This is a genomic window from Thioclava sp. NG1, assembly GCF_003122275.1.
GTDB lineage: Bacteria > Pseudomonadota > Alphaproteobacteria > Rhodobacterales > Rhodobacteraceae > Thioclava > Thioclava nitratireducens.
Window position 1 is genome coordinate 136570 of the sequence record NZ_QFBB01000006.1, and the last position, 22616, is coordinate 159185.

The following is a 22616-nucleotide window of genomic DNA, read 5'->3' on the forward strand; positions in this document are numbered from 1 at the left end:
CCAAGCCCATGAATATCTCCGAGATCTTCATCCGCCGCCCCGTCCTCTCGATGGTTCTGGGCGCGTTCATGCTCCTGCTGGGGGCGCAGGCCTATTTTAACCTGCCCGTCCGCCAATATCCGGAAGTCGAGGAAACGGTGGTCACCATCACCACCGCCTATCCCGGCGCCTCGCCCGAACTGATCCAGGGCTTCATCACCTCGCCGCTCGCTGCTGCCGTGGCGACCACTGAGAACGTCGATTACGTCACCACCCAGTCGCGACCCTCGGCCTCGGTTATCTCGGTGCATATGAAGCTCGGGTCCAATTCCGACGCGGCGATGACCGAGGTGCTCTCGAAAGTGCAGCAGGTGAAGGGCCAACTGCCGTCGGCCGCGAAGGACCCGGTGATCCAGAAGGGCACCGGCCAGACCTTCGCGCTGATGTATCTCGCGGCGCTCAACCCCAACATGACCCCCGAGCAGCTGACCGAATATCTGCGCCGGGTGATCCGTCCGCGCATGTCCACGATTCCGGGCGTCGCGCAGACCCAGATCATCGGCGCCTCCGATTACGCAATGCGGGTCTGGATCGATCCGGACAAGCTGGCTGCGCGCGGCGTCACGGCGTCGGAAGTGGTGGGCGCCATCCAGGCGTCGAACTTCCTCTCGGCCCCGGGCAAGACGAAAAACGAATACGTCGCCCAGTCGATCACGTTGCAATCCACGCTGCAGACGCCCGAAGCCTTCGGCAAGCTGCCGATCACCGGCAAGGGCGATGACGTGGTGCGCCTCCGCGATGTCGCGAAGATCGAGCTCGCCAAGGCCTCCGAGAACGAGATCGTCACCTTCGAAGGCAAAGAGGGCACGTTCCTCGGCGTCTACCCGACGCCGGCTGCCAACCCGCTCGATACGGCGGCGGCGGTGCGCAAGGCGCTGCCCGATATCAACGCAACGCTTCCCGAAGGCATGAAGATCGAGCTGGTCTACGACTCGACCGAGACGATCTCGGCCTCGATCCACGAGGTGTTCAAGACCATCGGCGAGGCGGTCGCGATCGTGACCGTGGTGATCCTTCTGTTCCTCGGCTCGCTGCGCTCCGTGGCGATGCCCATCGTGACCATTCCGCTCTCGCTGATCGGGGTGCTCGCAGTGCTTCTGGCGCTGGGATACTCGATCAACCTTCTCACACTGCTGGCAATGGTGCTGGCGATCGGCCTCGTCGTCGATGATGCGATCGTGGTGGTGGAGAATATCCACCGACATATCGAAGAGGGGATGAAACCGATCCCCGCCGCCGTGCGGGGCATGAAGGAGATCACCGGACCGGTCATCGCGATGACGATCACGCTGGCCGCAGTGCTCGCGCCTCTGGGCTTCACCGGCGGGTTGACCGGACAGCTGTTCCGTGAATTCGCCTTCGCACTCGCGGGGTCGGTGATCCTGTCAGGGATCATCGCGCTGACGATCACGCCGATGATGTCGGGCCGCCTGCTGAAACATGGCGAGTCCAAGGGCTTCCAGGCGTTCGTCGACCGCAATTTCGATCGGCTCTCGGGCTGGTACGGACGGCGCGTCGACGGCTCGCTCGACCTGCGCGGGATCACGCTGCTCATCGTCGTTTCGCTGGTGGGCGTGACCGGGTTCATGCTGATGAACACCAATTCCGAGCTTGCCCCGGACGAGGATAACGGCGCGCTCTTCGCGATCCTGAACGGGCCACGCTACGCGACCAGCGACTACACGCAGAAATATATCGACCAGGTCGGACGCGACACCGCCGACATCCCCGAAGTGCGCACCGATTTCTCGATCGCGGGCTTCGGCGGCGACAGCTCTCAGGGTATCTATATCTGGGCGCTCAAGGACTGGGCGGATCGCACCCGCAGCCAGAAGGAAATCCAGCAGGAGATCCAGAGCGATCTGGGCAAATCGACCGGCCTGAAGGGGTTCGCTTTTGCGCCGCCGTCGCTGCCGGGCACCGGGGGCGGCCTGCCGATATCGGTGGTGATCCAGTCGATCCACTCCGCAAAACGCGTCGCCGAGGTGGCCGAGGAGATCAAGAACAAGGCACAGGCCACGGGCAAGTTCATCGTCGTACAGAACTCACTCAACTTCGACAGCCCGCAGGTCAATGTCACGATCGACCGCGACCGGGCGGCGGCGCTGAACGTGCCGGTCTCGGATATCGGTTCGACGCTGGGGCTGTTGGTCGGCGAAGCGTCGGTGGCGCAGTTCGACCGCGACTCCAACAGCTACGACATCATCCCGCAGGTGCCTCAGGAATTCCGCGCGAATCCCGAGGAGCTGGGCCGCTACTTCGTCCGCTCCGCCTCGGGTGCGATGATCCCGCTGTCATCGCTCGTGAAGATCGACACCGGCGTGAACGCCGCCTCGATCGAACAGTTCGACCAGTTGAACGCGGCGACGATCACGGCGCTCCCCCTGCCCGGCGGCTCCACCGGCGAGGGCGTGCAGACGATCGTGGACATCGCCAATCAGGTGATGCCCGACGGCTTCTTCGTGAACTATTCGGGCCAATCTCGGATCGAGACTCAGCAAGGCAATACCATCGTGATCGCCTTCGCGGCGGCCGTGCTGGTGATCTATCTGGTGCTCGCCGCCCAGTTCGAGAGCTTCCGCGACCCCTTCATCATCATGATGACGGTGCCGCTGACGATCTTCGGCGCGGTGCTGCCGCTGAACCTCGGCTTGGGCACGCTCAACATCTATTCCGAGGTGGGGCTGATCACGCTGGTGGGGCTGATCACGAAACACGGGATCCTGATGGTCGAGTTTGCCAACCAGCAGCGCGAGCAATCGGGCCTCACCCGCCGGCAGGCGATCGTGAAGGCCGCGCAGACCCGTCTGCGTCCGATCCTGATGACCACCGCCGCAATGGCGCTGGCGGTGGTGCCGCTGATCCTCGCGCAAGGCGCGGGCGCAGAGGCACGCAAGGCGATGGGCCTCGTGATCTTTTCGGGGATCCTGATCGGGACGATGTTCACGCTGTTCGTGGTGCCGATGTTCTACACCTTCATCGCGCCTTCGGACAAAGCCTACAAAGCGGCCGAGGAAAAACGTCTGGCCGCCGGCTGAGACGGAAGGCAAAGACTGGGGGCTTCGCGCCCCCAGGCCCCCGCGGAAAATGTGTGCCAAGGCGAAGGCTTACCTCTTTCGCCTTGGCGTAAATATCCCGGGGTGAATTTACGAAGGACAGAGGGGGCAGCGCCCCTTTTTTATTGCGACCTCAGAGGCCCCCGCCCCTGTCAGAGATGCGCGAGGTAGCTCGTTACCGCGGGGCGCACAGTGGATTGCCCTGCATTGCGCGCCTGCTGGATCACCTGCCGCAGTTCCCCCAGATCGGCGCGGCGGATCAGATGTTTGACCGGACCGATCGAAGCGGGTCGCATCGAAAGCGTACGAATGCCGAGCGCCGCGAAGGTCAGCGCCTCGATCGGGCGCCCCGCATCCTCGCCGCAGAAGCTGAGGCTCGTGTTCGAAACCGCGCAGCGTGCGATGATCCGCTCAAGGAAGTTCAGGAAGGACCCGTCGAGCGTATCGTAGCGGCGACGCACCCGTTCGTTCTCGCGGTCGGCGGCGAAGAAGAACTGCTTCAGATCGTTGCCGCCGATCGAGATGAAATCGCAATCGCGATAGAAGCTGTCCGGCGCGAAGCCGAGGCTCGGGGTTTCCAGCATCGCGCCGATGCGCAACTCTTCGGGCACGGTGCGGCCCAACTGGGCCTCGCGATCGCGGACCCGCAGCAAGGTATCGCGCGCGGCGTAGAATTCCTCGGGGAGCGCGATGAAGGGAAACATGATCGACGTCGGGCGTCCGTCGGCTGCGCGCAAGAGCGCCTGCAGCTGCATTCGCAGGATACCCGGCTTGTCGAGCCCCACCCGCAGCGCGCGCCAGCCCATCGCCGGGTTCGGCTCGTCCTGCGGCTTCATGTAGGGAACCACCTTGTCGGAGCCGATATCAAGCGTGCGGAAATTCACCCGTCGGCCGTCGGCCGCGTCCATCACCCGCTTGTAGAGCTGAACCAACTCGTCGCGGCGTGGCACCTTTGTGCGGGTCAGGAATTGCAGTTCAGTGCGGAACAGCCCCACCCCATCAGCGCCGGAGCCCTTCAGGGAGGGCAGATCCGCCATCAGCCCAGCATTCATCATCAGCGAGACAATCTGGCCCGATCGATCGACCGCAGGTTGGTCGCGCAGCGAGGCATAGCGTTTCTGTGCCTCGGCCTGCATCGCGATCTTGTCGCGGAATGCATGCGCTACACTTTCCTCTGGCCGCAGGTGCACCACACCCTGATCGCCGTCGACGAGGATCGGGTCACCGTTCAGTGCCTCCGCCGTAATCCGGCCCGCATGGATCACCAGCGGAATCGAGAGCGCGCGGGTGACGATCGCGGCATGCGAGCCGACGGAACCTTCCTCCAGCACCACGCCCTTGAGTTTGCGATCATAGTCGAGAAGTTCCGCCGGGCCGATATTGCGGGCCACGAGCACCGGGTTTTCGGGCATCTCGGCACCGGTATCGCTGCCCTGCCCCGTCAGCTGCCGCAGCAGGCGGTTCGACAGGTCGTCGAGATCGTTGAGCCGTTCGCGCAGGTACGGATCGGGCGCCTTGCGCATCCGGTCGCGCGCGGCGTTCTGCTCCTTCTCGACCGCAGCTTCGGCAGAGAGGCCCGCTGCGATGTCTTCGAGCATCCGCCGTTTCCAGCCCTTGGAGGCGGCGAGCATCTTGAAGGTCTCCAGCACCTGCCGCTGATCCTTGTCGATCAGGGTCGGGCTGGCGAGCATCTCGTCGATCTTGCCGCGCAGTTCGGTGATGGCCTCCTCGAGGCGCGCGGCCTCGGCCTCGGGATCTTCGGCGACCGGGTTCGTCACGACGACGCGCGGCTCGTGCAGCCAGACGCGCCCCTCGGCGGCGCCTTCCTGACCGGTCGCACCGCGGAACATGACCGGGAAGCGGTGAGTCGCACCGATCTCGGAATTCTCGCCGCCGGTGAAGGCGCCAAGCTCGGTCATTTCGGCCAGCACCATCGCGACCACCTCGAGCCCATAAAGTTCGTCATCCGAGAAGCTGCGCTCGTCCTTCGACTGCACGACCAGAACGCCCAGCTTTTCGCCCACGCGCTGGATCGGCACGCCGACGAAGCTGGAGTAAATCTCTTCGCCCGTCTCCGGCATGTAGCGGAAGCCCGGCTCGGAGGGCGCATCGGCGGAGTTGATCGGGCGGCCCGACCGCGCCACGCGGCCCACGAGACCTTCGCCCAGACGCATCCGCGTGTGGTGGACAGCCTCTGCCTTCAGACCTTCGGTCGCGCAAAGCTCTAGCGTTTCGGGATCGCGGAACAGATAGATGGAGCACACTTCGGTGCCCATCGAATCCGCGATGATCTGGGTGATGTGGTTGAGCCGGTCCTGCCCGTCGCCCTCCGTGGCCAGCGTATCGCGCAGGCGTCGCAACAGCGTGCGACTATCACTTTCGCTCAGTTCCACCATCCGCGCAGGTCGTCCCTGTTGCTGCGGCCCTTCGGGTTACTCAGGCCTTGTCGAGTTCGAAGGCATCATGCAGGGCCTGAACCGCCAGTTCCAGATATTTGCGGTCGACCAGCACCGAAATCTTGATTTCCGACGTGGAGATAACCTTGATGTTGACGTTTTCGGCGGCCAGCGCCTTGAACATCTTCGCGGCGACCCCCGCGTGGGAACGCATGCCGATCCCGACGACGGAGATTTTCGCCACGTCCTCGTCTGCGACCAGCTCGTCGAACTGGATCAGACCGGCGTCGCGGGCATCTTCCATCGCCTTGCGGGCGCGGGCCACCTGATTGACCGGGCAGGAGAAGGTCATGTCGGTGACCTTGACCTCATGCTCGGCCTGACGCTCGGAGATGTTCTGGACGATCATGTCGACATTCACACCGGCATCCGCGAGCGGCCCGAAGATCGCGCTGGCGATACCGGGGCGGTCTTCGACCGTCACGAGGGTCATTTTCGCTTCGTCGCGAGAAAAGGCGACGCCGGAGACAACTTTCGATTCCATGATTTTATCCTCGTCGCAGACCAGAGTGCCCGAATTCTCCGTGGTTTCCTCGAAGGAGCTTAGCACGCGCAGCGGCACCTTGTAGCGCATCGCGAGCTCGACCGAGCGGGTTTGCAGAACCTTCGCCCCGAGGCTCGCGAGTTCCAGCATCTCCTCGAAGGCGATGCGGTCGAGCTTGCGCGCCTTGGAGGAGACGCGCGGGTCGGTGGTGTAGATGCCGTCGACATCGGTGTAGATGTCGCATCGCTCCGCGCCGAACGCAGCGGCGAAAGCCACAGCGGTCGTGTCCGAGCCGCCCCGGCCGAGCGTCGTGATCCGGTTCTCCGGCGACAACCCCTGGAAGCCGGCGATCACCGCGACCTTGAAGCCTTCGGAGAATTTCTGGTCAAGATTTTCGCGCGGGATCGACACGAAGCGCGCCGCGCCATGCGCAGAGGTCGTGTTGATCGGCACCTGCCAGCCCTGCCAGCTGCGCGCGGAGACGCCCATCTCCTGCAGGCGCAGCGACATCAGGCCGGCGGTGATATTCTCACCCGAGGAGACCACGGCGTCGTATTCGCGCGCATCGTAGAGCGGCGACGTGGTCTCGACCCAGTTGACGAGTTCGTTGGTCTTGCCCGACATCGCGGAGACGATCACGATGACATCGTAACCGCGCTCGACTTCACGCTTCACCTTTTCGGCGGCGTTTGCGATCCGGTCGAGATCGGCGACGGAAGTGCCGCCGAATTTCATCACCAGAATGGGCATGGAAATCCCCCTTGGGCAGAGTCGCGCCTCTGCTAGCTCAAGCCGTTGGGGCACGCAAGAGATTTGGCGTTTCCGGGCCTGCAGATCGGCTCGGGGGCGCTGCCCCTCTTCGCGTTCGCGAACTCACCCCGGGATATTTGGAAAGAGCGAAAAGGGTCAGTTCGTCTTACGAGTCGACAGGAAGGGCAGCGGCAGAACCGGGAGCCCGTCCTCGAGCATCTTGCGCGCGTCGTCGAGTTTCGCCTCTCCGTGGATCGCGCGTTTCCTGGCGGTGCCCTCGTGCATCGCGCGCGCTTCGGTAGCGAAGTTCATGCCGACGTAATCGGAGTTCTTCTCGATCTCGCGACGCATCGCGGCAAGAGCCTGCTCGGCCTCGGAATGCGGCTGCGAGAGGGGGCGCTCAGGCGCGCCCTCCTGCGTTTTGCGTGTCTGCGCGACGGGCGGCGCCATCAGCGATTTCTCGACGTTTTTCGAGCCGCAAACCGCACATTCCAGCTGGCCTGCCGATTTGAGCGCCTCGAACCCGTAGGCCGAGGGAAACCAACTGTCGAAGCGGTGCTCATTCTCGCATTGCAGCGTATAACGGATCATCTCTGCATCTCCCGAATGGGTAAGCAAATAGGCTATTTAACCCGCGATGCAAGCATATTGGCGCAGGTCATAGACGCGCGATGAGCGCGGTTGCGATGCTTTCGACATCGGCTGGCGGCCCAAGCGCCGCTCGCGCGGCGCGCGCCATTTCCGCCTGTTCGTCGGCGTCGAGCGTGACGAACGCAGCGGCGAGATCCGACTCGGTCGCGCAAAGCCGCGCGCCGCCTGCCGCGTCGAGTGCGGCATAGGCTGCGGCGAAATTCGCGACATCCGGACCATGCAGCAAAGCGCAGTCGAAGCTCGCCGGTTCATAGGGGGTATGACCGCCCTTTTCGACAAGCGAGCCGCCCACGAAGCACAGGCCCGCGCTCGCATACCAGCGGCCCATTTCGCCCAGCGTATCGGCCAGATAGACCTCCGCGGTCGGGGGCCCGTCCTTCGAGCGGGTGGTATGACGCAGCCCGGCCTTGGCGATCAGAGCTGCGATCTGGGGCGCACGGCGGGGATGGCGCGGAGCGAGGATCAGGCGCAGGCCCGGTCGATGCGCGCGCGCCTTCGCAAAGGCGGCGAGGATCGTCGCGTCTTCCCCCTCATGGGTCGACGCGGCCAACACCGTGTCGCTGCGCGGCCAGTCGAGCGGCACGCCCGGTGCGACGGTTATCGAGGTCTTGAGGTTGGCGGGGGGCATCAGCCGCTCTTGCGGCAGGCCAAGGTCGAGGAACCGCGCCTCGGACCCTGCATCCTGCGCCGAGAGCGCGGTGATCTGCGACATCATCGGCTGCGCGATGCCAATCTTCGCCCAGCGCGCCGCCGAGCGGGCCGACATCCGCGCACCGATAACGAAGAGCGGCCGTTTCGCCTGCGCGAGCAGCGCCATGCGGTTCGGCCACAGCTCGTTCTCGATCACGACCAGCGCGCGGGGGGCTTGGCGCGACAGGAACCGCTGCAGCACCGCACGATGGTCGAGCGGCGCCATACGGATCGCGATGCGGGCATCGTTCCAGCCCTGCCCCAGCGCGCGCGCCGTCACCGTGTTCACCGTTACCAACAGCTGCAACGCAGGATCGGCGGCCAGCAGCGCTTCGATCAAAGGCTTGGCGGAGGTCAGCTCACCATTCGAGGCCGCGTGCAGCCACAATCGTCCCGGCGCGGCCTCCCCACCGCCCAACCGCTCCAACAAAGCGACCCGGCTTTCGCGTCCGCGCAGAACGCGCCAGAGCAACGCCGCCAGAACAGGCAGGCTCGCGATACTGACGAGAAGGCGGTAAAGGACCATGAAAGGCTCCGGCGAGATTTGCGCCATAGAACGGATCACCCCCCTCACAGGCAAGCCCCTCCTTGCGTTTTCGCAAAGCGACTTTGCGCGAATGAACGGTCCATGGCCTTGTTTCCCGGACGGCAGCTTGCGAAAGTCCTGCCCGGAGGCGCAGTTCGGGAGGGGCTTATGGAGCAATACGATTACATCGTGGTCGGGGGCGGCAGCGCAGGCTGCGTTCTGGCCAACCGGCTGTCGGAGAACCCCAAGCACAAGGTGCTGCTGCTGGAAGCCGGCGGGCGTGACAACTACCACTGGGTCCACATCCCCGTCGGTTATCTCTATTGCATCGGCAACCCGCGCACCGACTGGGGTTTCAAGTCGAAAGCCGAAGCCGGACTGAACGGGCGCGAACTGCTCTATCCACGCGGGCGCATCCTCGGCGGCTGCTCCTCGATCAACGGCATGATCTACATGCGCGGCCAGGCCCGCGATTACGACATGTGGGCGCAGGCGGGCAATCCCGGCTGGGGCTGGGACGACGTGCTGCCGCTGTTCAAGAAGCAGGAAGATTTCTATCGCGGCGAGAGCGACCTGCATGGCGCTGGCGGCGAATTGCGGGTCGAAGAAGCCCGCGTGCGCTGGGAGATGCTCGATACTTTTCTCGAGGCCGCCGAAGAGGCCGGGTTCCCACGCACCGACGATTTCAACACCGGCACCAATGAGGGCGGCGGCTATTTCCACGTCACTCAGAAATCCGGCTGGCGCTGGAGCGCGGTGAAAGCCTTCCTGAAACCCGCGATGCGACGCCAGAACCTGCGGATCGAAACCAATGCGCAGGTCGAGAAGCTCCTGATCGAAGAGGGGCGCGTAATCGGCATCCGCTACAACCAGAACGGACAGAGCCACGATGTGAAGGCGGGCGAGACGGTGCTCTCGGCGGGCTCGATCGGCTCGGTCCAGATCCTCGAGCTCTCGGGAATCGGGCGCGGCGACGTGCTGTCCCAGCACGGCATCACCCCGGTGGCCGAAGTGAACGGTGTGGGCGAGAACCTGCAGGACCACCTGCAACTGCGCGTGATCTACAAGGTCTCGGGAGTCAAGAGTCTCAACACCATGGCCTCGACCCTCTGGGGCAAGGCGAAGATCGGGATGGAATATGCGCTGTTCCGCTCGGGGCCGATGTCGATGTCGCCGTCGCAGGTGGGCATCTTCACCCGCAGCTTCCCCGAGAAGGAGACGCCCGATCTGGAGTATCACGTCCAGCCGGTCAGCCTCGACAAGTTCGGCGACGCGGTCCACGCTTTCCCCGGCATGACGGCGAGCGTGTGCAACCTGCGCCCCGAGAGCCGCGGCCATGTGCATATCACCTCGCCCGATTTCCGCGCCCATCCCGAAATCGCGCCGAATTACCTCTCGACCGAGGGCGACCGCCGCGTCGCCGCCGAAGCGATCCGGCAGGTCCGCCGTGTCGCCTCGCAACCGGCCTTCGCGAAATACAAGCCCGAGGAATATAAGCCCGGCCCGGACTATCAGACCGAAGCTGAGCTGGTGAAAGCCGCGGGCGATATCGGCACCACGATCTTCCATCCCGTCGGCACTTGCCGGATGGGGCCTGATGACGGTGCCGTGGTCGATCCGCGGCTACGGCTGAAAGCGCTGAAAGGGCTGCGCATCGCGGATGCCTCGGTGATGCCGACGATCACCTCGGGCAACACCAACGCACCGACGATGATGATCGCCGAAAAGGCGGCGCAGATGATCCTGGAGGACGCGAAGGGCTGAGAAGCTGCTCTCGCCTAGTGGTACGTAGGGGGGCGCTGCCACCGCTCCTTCGGAGCCCCCCGGGATATTTTCGACAAGAGGAAGCGAAGCTACCTTCCTCTTGGTCTAAATATCCCCGCCGGAGGCATTCGACGGAAAACAGGGGCGCGGCGCCGCGATCACTTGGCGATGCGGGCGACAAGCTCCTCGCGCAGAACGCCCTCATCGGTGCCGGTGTCCCGGGCAAGGCGCTTCAGCCCGAAATGGACGCGGGCGATTTCCTGATAATAGCTGGTGAAGGCGTAGTTCACCGCAGCGCCCGCGACTGCGCCCAGAAGCGGGGCGGCCTGGGCGGCGAGTTTCTGACCCAGCACGATCGACAGGCGAGGCGCGACCTTTGCGATCAGCGACTTCATGCTCGACCCGGTGATCGTCGCGCGCGCGGCGAGGAAGCTCAGATCCATCCCGTCATCATCCTCGAGCGGCCCGGCAGATGCGAAGACCCGCAGACATTCGAGCCGCACTTCCTCGGAGGCCGGGTCAAAGCCGTGTTCGGCGGCGATGCCCTGTATGGCGCGCAGTAGCATCGTGACCGTGAAGGGCAACTCGGCGAGCGAACTGCCCAGACCGCCGACGCCGCCTGCGGCCCCCATTGCGGTGGTCAGCGTGCGGTTCATCCAGTCGGGCCGGTCCGCGACGATTCCGCGCGAGCGCTCGGCGGCTGTCATCGCGCCCGAAAGCGCGCGCTCGGTCGCCCCATCCAGACCGTTGCGCACGGGCCCCGGCAATTTGCTCAGAAGCCCTTCGGCGGAACCTCCGACATAGCCGATCAGCTGCATCACCACGCCGCCCGCTGCGCGGTGGCGTTTCGCGAGGGTGTCGAGCTGGCCCAGAATCGCAGGGTCGCTTACGGGGGGAAGAATATCTGCCATCATCGCCTCCTTGCCTTTTCCAGATATGGGGCGGCGGGAGCGCTTCGGCAATCAGTCGTCTTTCTCGACCTGACCGTGCACGCCCTCCCATGCACCGGGCACCAGTTCGAGTCCCAGAACGCGGTCAGGATTGGTGGGCGGCGGCATCTCGACATCGTCGAGCTTTGAAAAGCCAAAGCGCTGGTAATAGGGCGCGTCGCCCACCAGCAGCACACGCTCCCAGCCGAGATCGGCGGCGCGCGAGAGGCTTTCGTGCATCAGAATTCCGCCCAGGCCTTCGCCCTGCCGCGTCGGGTGGACCGCGATCGGCCCGAGCAGCAGGACGCGCTTGCCGCCGACCCGCACCGGCCAGTAGCGGATTACGGCGGCAAGGATGCCGTCCTGACGCAGCGTGAGGCAAAGCTCCCGGACCGGATCGACGCCGTCGCGAAGGCGATAGGAGGACAGCGCCGTGCGGCCCGGCGCGAAGCAGAGGTCGTAAAGCGCCTCGACCTCCCACCAGTCCTCTGCCGTCTCTTGCGCGAGCTCGTGCATCGCCGCCCCTTTCAGGCTGCCCCTTTCCTGCGCGGTAGCATGCGCTAAGTTCGGGATCAAACAGGAGAAAGCATGTTCTATCGTACCTCGGATGGCCACCCTCTCGCGCATAACCCATTCAACTCCATCGTCGCCCCACGCCCGATCGGCTGGATTTCGACGCGCAGCGAGATGGGCGACAATCTCGCGCCCTATTCCTTCTTCAACGCGGTCGCCTATACGCCGCCGCAGGTGATCTTCGCCTCGACCGGGGTGAAGCCCGATCGCGACGGCACGAAGGACAGCGTCTCGCAACTGCGCGAGGCGGGGGTGTTCTGCGCCAATCTCGTGACCTATGCGCTGAAGGACCAGATGAACGCCTCCTGCGCCAACTATCCCGCGGGTACCGACGAATTCGCCGAATGCGGGATCGAGAAAGCCGAATGCGAGACCATCGACTGCCCGCGCGTGGCGGCGGCACCCGCCTCGCTCGAATGTCGCGTCGTGCAGGTCATCAAGCTTTTGGGCGAGGGCAATTACCTCGTCCATGGCGAGGTCACTGGCATTCACATCGCGGATGATTGCCTCAAGGACGGGCTCTATTCGCCGCCCGACCGTCTCGTGCGGCTCGGCAACCGCGGCGATTACGCGGCCGTGTCGGAAACCTTCGAGATGCTGCGGCCTATGCTCTGACCCGCGCGCGGATCCGGCTGCGGCGGCCTTCGACCAACGTGTAGAGGCCGCTCGCCACGATCAGCGCCGCGCCGAAGATCATGGCGGTGTCAGGCCGCTCGCCGAACACGACCGCCCCGAGGATCAGCGCGAAGATCAGGCGGGTGTAGCGGAAGGGCGTGATGACCGAAACCTCGCCCATACGCATCGCTTTCGTCAGCGACCAATAGGCGAGGCTGCCGAAGGCCACCGCGCCGGCCACATCGCGCAGCGAAACAAGATCGGGCGTCGTGACGCCGCCGAAGATCAGAAGGATCAGTACGCCGGTCGGGATCAGCATCATGAAACCGTAGAAACTGAGCTGGAAATTCGACAGCACCGGCGGGCAGGCGCGCGTCGCCAGATCGCGGCCCGCGAAGCCCAGCATCCCCAGAACGGTCCAAAGGGCAGCCGGAACGAAACCGTCGAGGCCGGGGCGCAGCACGATCAGCACGCCGATGAACCCGATCCCCACCGCGACCCAGCGCCGGATGCCGACACGCTCGGAAAACACCACCGCCGCGCCCGCGACGACGACGAGCGGTGTCGCCTGCAGGATGGCGGAGGCGTTCGACAGCGGCGTCAGCGCGATCCCCAGCGTATAGCCGAGACGCCCGATCACTTCGAGCGCGAGCTTGATCAGCAGCGGCTTCGAGGCGAGCGCCGGGTGCAGCAGCCGCTGCCCTCGCGCCATGATGAGGGTTGCGAAGACTGCCATGCCGCCAATGCCGAACAGCATCAGCACCACGCCCACCGCGAGATGGCTCGAGGCGGATTTGACGAACATGTCTTCCATCGCGAAGGCCGCCATCGCGACAACCATCAGCACCGAGCCGCGGATATTTTCCATAGATCCTCTCCCGTGAGGGCTCCCATTTCCCTCGCCCATCGGCGATAGACCGCGCGGCAAGTAGCTGCAATCCCTCTTTCCTCCCGCGCGCCCGGGCCTTAGGCTCGCTGCGACGCGGAAAAGACAGGCGGAGGATGCGCGGAATGTACAGGATGATCGGGGTGATCGGCGGCTCGGGCGTCTATCAGATCAACGGGCTGGAAGGGGCCGAGTGGGTCACCGTCGAGACACCTTTCGGCGCGCCCTCCGATCAGGTACTGACCGGCAGCCTCGATGGCGTGAAGATGGCTTTCCTGCCCCGCCACGGGCGCGGCCATGTCGAGACGCCGACCACCGTCCCCTACCGCGCCAATATCGCCGCGATGAAACAGCTGGGCGTGACCGATCTCGTCGCCGTCTCCGCCGTAGGCTCGCTGAAAGAGGCCTATGCGCCGGGCGATTTCCTGATTGTGGACCAGTATATCGACCGCACCTTCGCCCGCGAAAAGACCTTCTTCGGTCCCGGCATGATCGGTCATGTCTCGGTGGCTCATCCCGTCTGTGCGGAGCTTTCGACCGCCTGCGCCGAGGCCGCGCGCAAGACCGGCGTCACCGTCCACGAGGGGGGCACCTATGTCGCGATGGAAGGCCCGCAATTCTCCACCAAAGCCGAGAGCGAGCTCTACCGCCAATGGGGCGCTGATGTGATCGGCATGACCGGCATGCCCGAGGCCAAGCTCGCCCGCGAGGCGGAACTGCATTACGCCTGCGTCGCGATGATCACCGATTACGACTGCTGGCACCCCGATCACGATGCCGTGGACGTGGCGCAGGTCGTTGCCGTCGCGATGAAGAATGCCGATAAGGCGCGCGCTCTGGTCGCGGCCCTGCCGGGTCTGCTGAAAGGCACCGCGGGCGATTGCGCCACCGGCTGCACCCGCGCCCTCGACAGCGCAATCATGACCGCCCCCGACAAGCGCGCCCCCGAGATGGCGCGCAAACTGAAGACCATCGCGGGCCGCGTGCTCGAGCTCTGAGGATCCCATGAACGTCAAAGACTATATCCGCACCATCGCCGACTTCCCGCATGAAGGGATCATGTTCCGCGATGTGACCACGCTTTTCGCCGATCCGCGCGGCTTCCGCATGGCGATCGACCAGATGCTTCACCCGTGGGCGGGCCAGCAGATCGACAAGGTCGTGGGGCTGGAGGCGCGCGGCTTCATCATCGGCGGCGCGATCGCGCATCAGCTGTCGAAAGGCTTCGTGCCGATCCGCAAGAAGGGCAAGTTGCCCGGCCAGACGATTTCGCAGGCTTACCAGCTGGAATATGGCGAGGCGGTGATGGAGATGCATGAGGATGCGATCAAGCCCGGCGAGAAGGTTCTGGTCGTCGACGACCTTCTGGCCACCGGCGGCACCGCGCAGGCGGGCATCCAGCTGATCGAACGCGTGGGCGGCGAGATCGTGGGCCTCTCCTTCATCGTCGACCTGCCGGAACTGGGCGGGCGCAAACTGCTCGAAGACCGCGGCATGAATGTGAGCGTGCTCTGCGAATTCGAGGGGGCGTGAGCCCCCGTCCGGTCCCCGCCATTCTCGCCGTCGTGATCCGCGACGGACAGGCCCTGCTGGTGCAACGGGCCAACCCGCCCGATGCCGGGCTATGGGGCTTTCCCGGCGGCAAGGTCGAGCTTGGCGAAACGCTTCTCGCGGCGGCAGAGCGCGAATTGCTGGAGGAAACCGGCGTGCAGGCGCGGGCCACCCATGCCTTCAACGCGCTCGATGTGCTTGCCCATGACGATGCGGGCGCGCTGGAGCATCACTTCGTGCTGATCGCGGTCGAATGTCAGTGGCAGGCCGGAGAGCCGGTCGCCGCCGATGACGCTCTGGATGCGCGCTGGGTCGATGTCGACCGGATGGAGAACGACCTTCCCCTAAGCCGCGATGTAGCACGGATCGCGCGGCAGGCCGCCGCGCTGGGGCCGCGTTAACGTCTTTCTTACGCAAATCGACCTAACCTGACCGGGCCAGATGGTTCGGCTGCTTGCAATGACACGTGAACCAGAACGCCGCGCTCCGCCTGCTCTCCTGGCGGGGCGCGTTTCTCTTGGCCTTCAGCGCTCCGCCAGCACCGCGCCGGGGTTCAGGATGCCCTTGGGATCAAGCGCCGCCTTGATCGCGCGCATCGCGGCCAGCTTGCCCGGATCGCCGTAGCGCTCCAGATCGCCCACCTTGAGCCGCCCGATCCCATGTTCGGCCGAGATCGAGCCGCCGAAACGGTCGACCAGATCGTAGACCGTCTCGGGGATCGCACGGCGCAGGTTCTCGTATTCCTTGCGGTCGCGCCCCTCGGCGGGGAAGGCGTTGAAATGCAGATTGCCGTCGCCGACATGGCCGAAGCAGTTGATCCGGATATTGCCGAGGTCGAGAAGAGCGCCACGCGCCTCTTCGATGAAAGCGGCCAGCTTCGGCAGCGGCAGCGAGATGTCGTGGCTCGATATCGACCCGATCCGCTTGTTCGCTTCCGGCAGGCTCTCGCGCAGCGACCACATCTGGGCGCGCTGGCTCTCGGAGCTTGCGATCACCCCGTCGCTGACCAGCCCCTCGGCGGCCTCGAACAGCTCCGCAAGCGCCTCTTCCGGGGTGAGCCCCTCGGGCAGACCGATCTCGATCAGCACCGACCAGTCGGGGCGCACCTCGAAAGGTTGATGTACCTCCGGTCCGACCTCGTCGAGGAAACGCAGCCCCTGCCCCGAGATCAACTCGAAGGCCGAGACACAGCCCGGCATCCTGGCCTCGGCCAGTTCCAGAAGTTCCAGCGCTGCGGCGGGGCTCTCGACAACCATCATCGCCGTGCCGACCGCCGCCGGGCGCGGGAAGAGCCGCAGCGTCGCGGCCGTGATGATCCCGAGCGTGCCCTCGGACCCGATCAGCAGGTCCTTCAGATCGTAGCCGGTATTGTCCTTGCGCAGATGCTTGAGGCCGGAGATCACCGTGCCATCGGCCAGCACCGCCTCGACGCCCAGACACAGCTCGCGCGCGTTGCCATAGCGCAGTACGTTCACCCCGCCCGCATTGGTCGCCAGCACACCGCCGATCCGGGCGGAGCCCTGGCTCGCGATGGTCAGCGGGAACAGCCGCTCCACACCTTCCGCCGCCTGCTGCGCCTCAAGCAGAGTCGCGCCTGCCTCGATCTCCAGCACATGGCCGCTGACCGCGCGAACCGCGTTCATTTTCTCGAGGCTCAGGATCACCGGCGCGGGGCCGTCCTCGGTGATCTGGCCGCCAACCAGCCCGGTGCCGCCGCCATAGGGCATCACAGCGACGCCCGCCGCGTGGCAGTGCCTCAGCACCGCAGCGACCTCTTCGGTCGACGTCGGCTTCACCAGCACCCCGCCGATACCGTGATAGCGCCCGCGCGGTTCTTCGAGATAGGACGCCCCCGGCGCGCCGAGGCTCAGGCGCGGCACCGCCTCCCGCAGCGTCTCGACGAAACTTTCATCAGCGGCGGTACGCATCTCTGACTCCTTCGGCTTGGCTTAAGTATCCCGGGGGGCTGGCTGCGCCAGCGGGGGCAGCGCCCCCTCTGCCGTTCGCCCCGCAACATGTCGCGCGAACGCAGGCGCCCCTATCGGACATCCGTCCGTCCCCGGCGATCCGAGCGCAGGTTGGAATAGAGGACGTGATTGCGCCAGCGCCCGTTGATCTGCAGGTAGCTTTGCGCGACGCCCTCGTATTTGAAACCGGATTTCTCCAGAACCCCGCGCGAGGCCGCATTCTCGGGCAGGCAGGCCGCCTCGATCCGGCTGAGGTCGAGCTTGGTAAAGGCGTAATGCACGACGGCCTCGATCGCCTCGCGCATGTAACCCTGACGCGCGTGACGCTGGCCGATCCAATAGCCCAGCGTGCCCGCCTGCGCCGGTCCGCGCCGGATATTGTCGAGCGTAATTGCTCCGAGGAACGTCTCGTCGCGGCGCGAGAAAAGGAAGACGGGGACCGCGGTGCCATTCGCGATCGCGCGCGCGGCCCAGTAGACCCGGTTGGAGAAGGCCTTGCGCCCGAGATGGTCGGAGGACCAGCTCGGCTCCCACGGGGTCAGGAAGGCGCGGCTGTCCTCACGCAGGCTGGCCCACGGGCGATAATCCCCATGCTGCGGCGGACGAAGGATCATCCGATCCGTATCGATCCGCAGCTGACGACGGCGCGCGAACATCAGGCGGCGAGCCTTTCCCGCAATGCGCCCAGTTCGGGAGCATCCTTGACCGGACCGTAAAGCGCCATCGCGGTGCGACCACCGATCGCGAGCCGTTCCCCGAAATCGCGCACCGCGTCACGGGTGACGCTGTCGATCCGGGCCGAGGCCTCGTCGATCCCGGGCACCCGGCCCCAGATATAGAGGCTGCGCGCCATGCGTTCTGCGCGCGCCGAAGCGCTTTCCAGCCCCATCAGCAGCCCCGCCTTGATCTGGGCGCGGGCGCGGGCGATCTCGACCTCGGTCATGTCTTCGGCCGCGCGTTTCAACTCGTCGATGGTCAGCTCGGCCAGACCGCGAATCTCGTCGCCCGACGTGCCCGCGTAGACGGTGAACATGCCGGTGTCCTCGTAGGCGCCGGCCTGCGAGAAGATCGTGTAGCACAGGCCCCGTTCTTCGCGGATCTTCTGGAACAGGCGCGAGGACATGCCTCCCCCCATCGCGACCGAATAGACTTGCGCGGTATATAGATCGGCGTCGCGATAGCTGGGCGCTTCGATGCCAAGCGCGAAATGCGCCTGTTCGAGCTGTTTGATCTCGCGCCGCTCGTTGCCAACCCATTTCGCCGGATAAGGCGCGGGGTTCAGCGCGGGGCGCAGGTCACCGAAGATATCCTCGGCGCGTTTCACGATCTCCGCGTGATCGACATTACCGGCCGCCGAGAGGATCATCTGATCCGGGCCGTAATGCTCGGACACGAAGCCGGACAGATCGTCGCGCGCGAAGCTGCGGACCTTCTCCGCCGGGCCGAGGATGGTGCGGCCCATCGGCTGATCAGGGTAAGCTGCCTCTTGCAGCCAGTCGAAAATCACGTCGTCGGGCGTGTCGAGCGATTGGCCGATCTCTTGCAGGATCACGCCGCGCTCCACCTCGATCTCACGCTGATCGAAGACCGGGTTCAGCAGGATGTCCGAAATAACGTCGAGTGCGAGCGGCACGTCTTCGGCCAGCACGCGGGCGTAATAGGCGGTCATCTCGCGCGAAGTATAGGCGTTGATATAGCCGCCCACATCCTCGATCGCTTCCGCGATCTGCAGCGCCGAGCGGGTCTTGGTGCCCTTGAACGCCATATGTTCGAGGAAATGTGCGATGCCGTTCTGCTCGGGGCGTTCGTGGCGGCCACCGGCAGTGATCCAGACGCCGATCGCGGCGGAGGCAAGGCCCGGCATCGTCTCGGTGATGATACGCAAGCCGTTCTTCAGGGTGGTCATTTCGATCATGTGCGGCGACGCTCCCGGATCAGCGCTTCAAGGTCGGCGAGGTCGTTCGGCACCCGGGTCACACGCTCCTCGCGGGTGAACAGGTCGGCCATGCGCGGCGGCAGATCGGGGCGGATGCCCGTCGCCTCTTCCACGGCATCGGGGAACTTCGCGGGATGCGCGGTCGCGAGCGTGATCATCGGCGTGGCCGGGTCACGTGCGACGGCAGCTTTGCCCACGTTCACGCCGACCGCCGAATGCGGGCAAAGCAATTCGCCGGTTTCCTTGAGCGTATCGCCGATCTCTTCCATCGTGCGCGCCTCGCCGACCGAACCGCTGTCGTAGATATCGCGCAGCGCACCGATGGCGTTTTCGGAGACGGTGAAGGAGCCTTCGGTTTTCAGCTCGTCCATCAGCTTCTCGATCGCGGCCCCGTCCTTGCCGTAGGCCCAGAACAGTGCGCGCTCGAAGTTCGAACTCACCTCGATATCCATCGACGGCGAGATCGAGGGCGTGACGCCCTGCTTGGTGTAATCGCCCTTCTCGAGGCAGCGATGCAGGATGTCGTTTTGGTTCGTCGCGATCACCAGACGCTCGACCGGCAAACCCATTTCCTTTGCGAGGAAGCCCGCGAAGATATCACCGAAATTGCCGGTGGGCACGGTGAAGGAGACCTTGCGATGCGGCGCGCCAAGCGCCACGGCGGAGGAGAAGAAATACACGATCTGAGCCAGCACGCGGGCGAAGTTGATCGAGTTCACGCCCGCCAGACCGACCTCGTCACGGAAGTCGAAATCGTTGAACATGTCCTTCAGCTTCGCCTGACAATCGTCGAAATCGCCATCGAGCGCGAGCGCGTGGACGTTGCCCTCGACGGGCGTCGTCATCTGGCGGCGCTGGACCTCGGACACCCGGCCATGCGGGAAGAGGATGAACACATCGACATTGTCGAGCCCGCGGAACGCCTCGATCGCGGCCGAGCCGGTATCGCCCGAGGTGGCGCCGACGATGGTGATCTTCTGATTGCGCTTTTGCAGTTCGACCTGGAACAGCTGTCCGATCACCTGCATCGCGAAATCCTTGAAAGCGAGCGTTGGGCCGTGGAACAGCTCCAGCAGGAAGTGGTTCGGCGCCAGCTGCACCATCGGCGCGCGGGCGACGTGGCCGAAGCCGGAATAGGCGCGGGAAATGGCGCCGCGCAGTTCCTCATCCGAGAAGGTCTCGGAGACGAAGGACTTCATCACGCGGAAGGCGATTTCCTCGTAGGGCTGCCCTGCGAGCGCGGCGATCTCGTCGGCGGAAAACTGCGGCACGGTCTCGGGCACGTAGAGCCCGCCGTCACGGGCAAGCCCCGTCAGCATCGCATCGCCGAAATTCAGAACCGGGGCTTTGCCCCGAGTGGAAACATAACGCATCGTCAATCCTCAGGCCTGTTGCCGCCTGATACGCCAGAGAAGAAAGATTGTCATCCCGGCCCAGACGATTGCGAGCAAAAACCAGGTGATCGCGTAGCCGAGGTGATCGTTGGGGATGCCGGTGATCGTGACGGGGACCGGCGTTATGCCCTGCGCCGCGCCTTGGACGGTGCGGGCAACGATCAGGATCGGCTCGGTGCCGAGCTTCGCGGCCATCGCAGGCACGTCGCGGGCGAACCAGATGCCGGACTTCGCGTCGGGCTTGGGCGTGTAGCTGTCGGCTTCTTCGGGCCAGTGCAGGTTTCCGGTGACGGTCAGATCCGTTGCGGGGCGGTCGGTGCCTTTCTCGCCCTCAGGGATGAAGCCGCGATCGAGCAGGATCTTGCGGCCCTTATCGGTTTGGAAGGCGTCAACGACCCGATAGCCCGCGCCAACTCCCTTCTGGCCCGAAAGCACGAGGATCTCCTGGCCCGTCGTGCGCCCGCTTACCGTAACGGGTTCGTATTTCAGCGGCTTGGTGTCGGTGCCTTCAGGCGGCAGCGCCTGCGGCTGGCCTTCGATCTTGGCGGAAATCTCGGCCAGCATCGCCTCTTTCCAGCCAAGGCGCTGCACCTGCCAGATGCCGAGCGAGATCAGGATCGCGCAGCCGACGACGCCCAGCAGCAGCGGAAAGATATAGCGTTTCATCAAGCCTCCAAGAAAGCGGCGCGAGGGTCGCCCCCCGCGCCGATCTGCGCATTTTGCGTGTGATGGCCGGGGGCGCTTACGCGCTGCCCCAGATATAGATCGACGCGAACAGGAAGAGCCAGACAACATCGACGAAGTGCCAGTACCAGGCGGCGGCCTCGAAGCCGACATGCTCGTTCTGGGTCATCTGGCCGCGCATGATACGCAGCAGGCAGACCAGCAGGAAGATCGTCCCGATGATCACGTGCGCCCCGTGGAAGCCCGTCGCCATGAAGAAGTTGGCGCCGTAGATATTGCCCGTCAAACCGAAGGCCGCGTGGCTGTATTCGTAGGCCTGCAGCACCGTGAAGGACGCGCCGAGGATCACCGTGAGGATCAGCCCCTGCTTGACCTGGCTGCGGTCGTTCTCATGGACCAGAGCGTGGTGGGCCCAGGTTAGCGTCACGCCCGAAAGCAGCAGGATTACGGTGTTGATCAGCGGCAGGTGCCACGGATCGAAGGTAACGATGCCCTCGGGCGGCCAGACGCCATCCTTGAGCGGGCTCATCGGGCCCATCGGGTACATGGCGTGCTTGAAGAAGCTCCAGAACCAGGCCGCGAAGAACATCACTTCGGACATGATGAACAGGATGAAGCCATAGCGCAGGCCGATCCGGACGACGGGCGTGTGATCGCCGGTCTCGCCTTCGTGGACTACGTCCGACCACCAGCCATACATGGTATAAAGCACCACGAGCAGGCCGCCGAAGAAGACGTAATGGGTGATGCTCTGCATCCAGAGCACCGCCCCGAAGAGCATGATGAAGCCACCAACGGCACCGAGGAAGGGCCAGATCGAGGGCGGTAGGATGTGGTAGTCGTGGTTCTTTGCGTGGGCCATGCGTCTCCCTCCGATGGCTAGTTGACCGTCTCCGTCTCCCTTTGACGGACCGAGGCGGTGTCTTCCGGCTCGGGAAGGTCGGTTTGATAGAAAGTGTAGCTCAACGTGATCGCGTGAATCCGCTTCGCATCCGCATCATCGACGATGCCGGGATCGACGAAGAAGCTCACCGGCATCTGCACCCTCTCCCCGGGTTGCAGCACCTGTTCGGTGAAGCAGAAACACTGGATCTTGTCGAAATAGTAGCCGGCCACATCGGGCGAGACGTTGTAGCTCGCCGTGCCCGCGATGACGTGATCGGTCGGGTTGTAGGCCTCGTAGAAGGCCAGCCCGTTCTGGCCGATCTTCAGCTTCATCTCGGTCTGGACCGGCTTGAATTTCCACGGCATGCCCGGTGCCACGTTGGCGTCGAAACGCACGAGAATCTCGCGGTCGAGAACCTTGTCGGGCAGCACCTCGGCAGTGTTGGTCGTGCCGCCATATCCGGTGGTCTTGCAGAACCAGTTGTAGAACGGCACCGCAGCCCAAGCCCCTGCCCCCATCACGACGATCACCGCGAGCAGCGAGAGCAGCACGCGCGTATTCGACCGATCTGTGGGGCGCTGGGTCATTTCGAGGCGCCCTCCGCCGGCAGCACCGAGGCACGCGGCTGGTGGTCGTAGGCTTCCATCTTCGAGCCGTTCTCGACCTTGACCACGGTCAGGCCGAAGACGATCGCGACGAACCCGAGAAGAACCGCTCCAAGCCCCACATTGCGGGTGAACCGGCGGATATGGAGGTCACTGTCCCGGGTGATTGCCATC

At 64.7% G+C, this 22616-nt stretch carries 21 protein-coding genes; 6 read left to right on the plus strand and 15 right to left on the minus strand.

What is annotated here, in order from left to right; genetic code table 11:
* Positions 1-8: 8 nt before the first annotated feature.
* A complete protein-coding gene (locus DEM26_RS13050; protein WP_075775927.1) occupies positions 9-3077 on the plus strand; it encodes an efflux RND transporter permease subunit in 3069 nt (1022 codons plus the stop codon).
* A 170-nt stretch (positions 3078-3247) separates the two neighbouring features.
* On the opposite strand, the gene ptsP is transcribed toward DEM26_RS13050, so the two are convergent.
* The 4 genes from ptsP to DEM26_RS13070 form a co-directional block, all read right to left on the minus strand.
* Complete coding sequence (ptsP, locus tag DEM26_RS13055; RefSeq protein ID WP_075775926.1) at positions 3248-5491, minus strand: phosphoenolpyruvate--protein phosphotransferase; 2244 nt, start codon at positions 5489-5491, stop codon at positions 3248-3250.
* 40 nt (positions 5492-5531) lie between these two features.
* Complete coding sequence (locus DEM26_RS13060; RefSeq protein ID WP_075775925.1) at positions 5532-6785, minus strand: aspartate kinase; 1254 nt, start codon at positions 6783-6785, stop codon at positions 5532-5534.
* A gap of 156 nt (positions 6786-6941) precedes the next feature.
* Positions 6942-7376 (minus strand): DUF1178 family protein, encoded by a 435-nt coding sequence (locus tag DEM26_RS13065; RefSeq protein WP_109172584.1) that lies wholly within the window; start codon positions 7374-7376, stop codon positions 6942-6944.
* 67 nt (positions 7377-7443) lie between these two features.
* Complete coding sequence (locus tag DEM26_RS13070; RefSeq protein WP_109172660.1) at positions 7444-8652, minus strand: 3-deoxy-D-manno-octulosonic acid transferase; 1209 nt, start codon at positions 8650-8652, stop codon at positions 7444-7446.
* A 168-nt stretch (positions 8653-8820) separates the two neighbouring features.
* On the opposite strand from DEM26_RS13070, the gene DEM26_RS13075 reads away from it, so the two are divergent.
* Complete coding sequence (locus tag DEM26_RS13075; RefSeq protein ID WP_109172585.1) at positions 8821-10416, plus strand: GMC family oxidoreductase; 1596 nt, start codon at positions 8821-8823, stop codon at positions 10414-10416.
* A 158-nt stretch (positions 10417-10574) separates the two neighbouring features.
* Here the strand turns inward: DEM26_RS13075 and DEM26_RS13080 are convergent, their stop codons facing one another.
* Positions 10575-11330, minus strand: coding sequence for an EcsC family protein (locus DEM26_RS13080; protein ID WP_075775922.1), 756 nt, complete (start codon positions 11328-11330; stop codon positions 10575-10577).
* 48 nt (positions 11331-11378) lie between these two features.
* A complete protein-coding gene (locus DEM26_RS13085) occupies positions 11379-11861 on the minus strand; it encodes a GNAT family N-acetyltransferase (RefSeq protein ID WP_109172586.1) in 483 nt (160 codons plus the stop codon).
* Between the two features lie 72 nt (positions 11862-11933).
* Between DEM26_RS13085 and DEM26_RS13090 the strand changes: the two genes are divergently transcribed.
* Positions 11934-12533, plus strand: a complete 600-nt coding sequence (locus tag DEM26_RS13090; RefSeq protein ID WP_088722952.1) for a flavin reductase family protein — start codon at positions 11934-11936, stop codon at positions 12531-12533.
* On the opposite strand, the gene DEM26_RS13095 is transcribed toward DEM26_RS13090, so the two are convergent.
* The gene (locus DEM26_RS13095) at positions 12523-13401 is read right to left on the minus strand and encodes a DMT family transporter (protein ID WP_088720353.1); all 879 of its coding nucleotides are present in this window, start codon (positions 13399-13401) and stop codon (positions 12523-12525) included. The two genes, DEM26_RS13090 and DEM26_RS13095, sit on opposite strands and share 11 nt — an antisense overlap.
* 143 nt (positions 13402-13544) lie before the next feature.
* Between DEM26_RS13095 and DEM26_RS13100 the strand changes: the two genes are divergently transcribed.
* Genes DEM26_RS13100 through DEM26_RS13110 form a run of 3 tightly spaced genes read left to right on the plus strand, consistent with a single transcriptional unit; the run spans position 13545 to position 15371 of the window.
* The gene (locus DEM26_RS13100) at positions 13545-14417 is read left to right on the plus strand and encodes an S-methyl-5'-thioadenosine phosphorylase (RefSeq protein ID WP_109172587.1); all 873 of its coding nucleotides are present in this window, start codon (positions 13545-13547) and stop codon (positions 14415-14417) included.
* 7 nt (positions 14418-14424) lie between these two features.
* Positions 14425-14952 carry an adenine phosphoribosyltransferase gene (locus DEM26_RS13105; RefSeq protein ID WP_088720355.1) on the plus strand — a complete coding sequence of 176 codons (528 nt, stop codon included), beginning with the start codon at positions 14425-14427 and terminating at the stop codon, positions 14950-14952.
* On the plus strand, positions 14949-15371 hold the full coding sequence (locus tag DEM26_RS13110; protein ID WP_088725621.1) for an NUDIX hydrolase: 423 nt from the start codon (positions 14949-14951) through the stop codon (positions 15369-15371). The genes DEM26_RS13105 and DEM26_RS13110 overlap by 4 nt, the downstream gene beginning before the upstream one ends.
* 123 nt (positions 15372-15494) lie before the next feature.
* On the opposite strand, the gene DEM26_RS13115 is transcribed toward DEM26_RS13110, so the two are convergent.
* From DEM26_RS13115 to DEM26_RS13150, 8 genes are all read right to left on the minus strand, one after another.
* A complete protein-coding gene (locus DEM26_RS13115; RefSeq protein WP_109172588.1) occupies positions 15495-16898 on the minus strand; it encodes an FAD-binding oxidoreductase in 1404 nt (467 codons plus the stop codon).
* A 110-nt stretch (positions 16899-17008) separates the two neighbouring features.
* Positions 17009-17593, minus strand: coding sequence for a GNAT family N-acetyltransferase (locus DEM26_RS13120; RefSeq protein ID WP_075775914.1), 585 nt, complete (start codon positions 17591-17593; stop codon positions 17009-17011).
* Complete coding sequence (locus DEM26_RS13125) at positions 17593-18852, minus strand: M16 family metallopeptidase (RefSeq protein ID WP_075775913.1); 1260 nt, start codon at positions 18850-18852, stop codon at positions 17593-17595. The genes DEM26_RS13120 and DEM26_RS13125 overlap by 1 nt, the downstream gene beginning before the upstream one ends.
* The gene (thrC, locus tag DEM26_RS13130) at positions 18849-20246 is read right to left on the minus strand and encodes a threonine synthase (RefSeq protein ID WP_109172589.1); all 1398 of its coding nucleotides are present in this window, start codon (positions 20244-20246) and stop codon (positions 18849-18851) included. Before thrC ends, DEM26_RS13125 begins: the two co-directional genes overlap by 4 nt.
* Before the next feature lie 9 nt (positions 20247-20255).
* Entirely contained in the window at positions 20256-20936 is a 681-nt protein-coding gene (locus DEM26_RS13135; protein ID WP_199224669.1) for an SURF1 family protein, read from the minus strand.
* Between the two features lie 73 nt (positions 20937-21009).
* On the minus strand, positions 21010-21813 hold the full coding sequence (locus DEM26_RS13140; protein WP_109172591.1) for a cytochrome c oxidase subunit 3: 804 nt from the start codon (positions 21811-21813) through the stop codon (positions 21010-21012).
* A gap of 17 nt (positions 21814-21830) precedes the next feature.
* The gene (locus tag DEM26_RS13145) at positions 21831-22424 is read right to left on the minus strand and encodes a cytochrome c oxidase assembly protein (RefSeq protein ID WP_075775909.1); all 594 of its coding nucleotides are present in this window, start codon (positions 22422-22424) and stop codon (positions 21831-21833) included.
* Entirely contained in the window at positions 22421-22615 is a 195-nt protein-coding gene (locus DEM26_RS13150; RefSeq protein ID WP_075775908.1) for a hypothetical protein, read from the minus strand. The genes DEM26_RS13145 and DEM26_RS13150 overlap by 4 nt, the downstream gene beginning before the upstream one ends.
* Between the last annotated feature and the right edge of the window lies 1 nt (position 22616).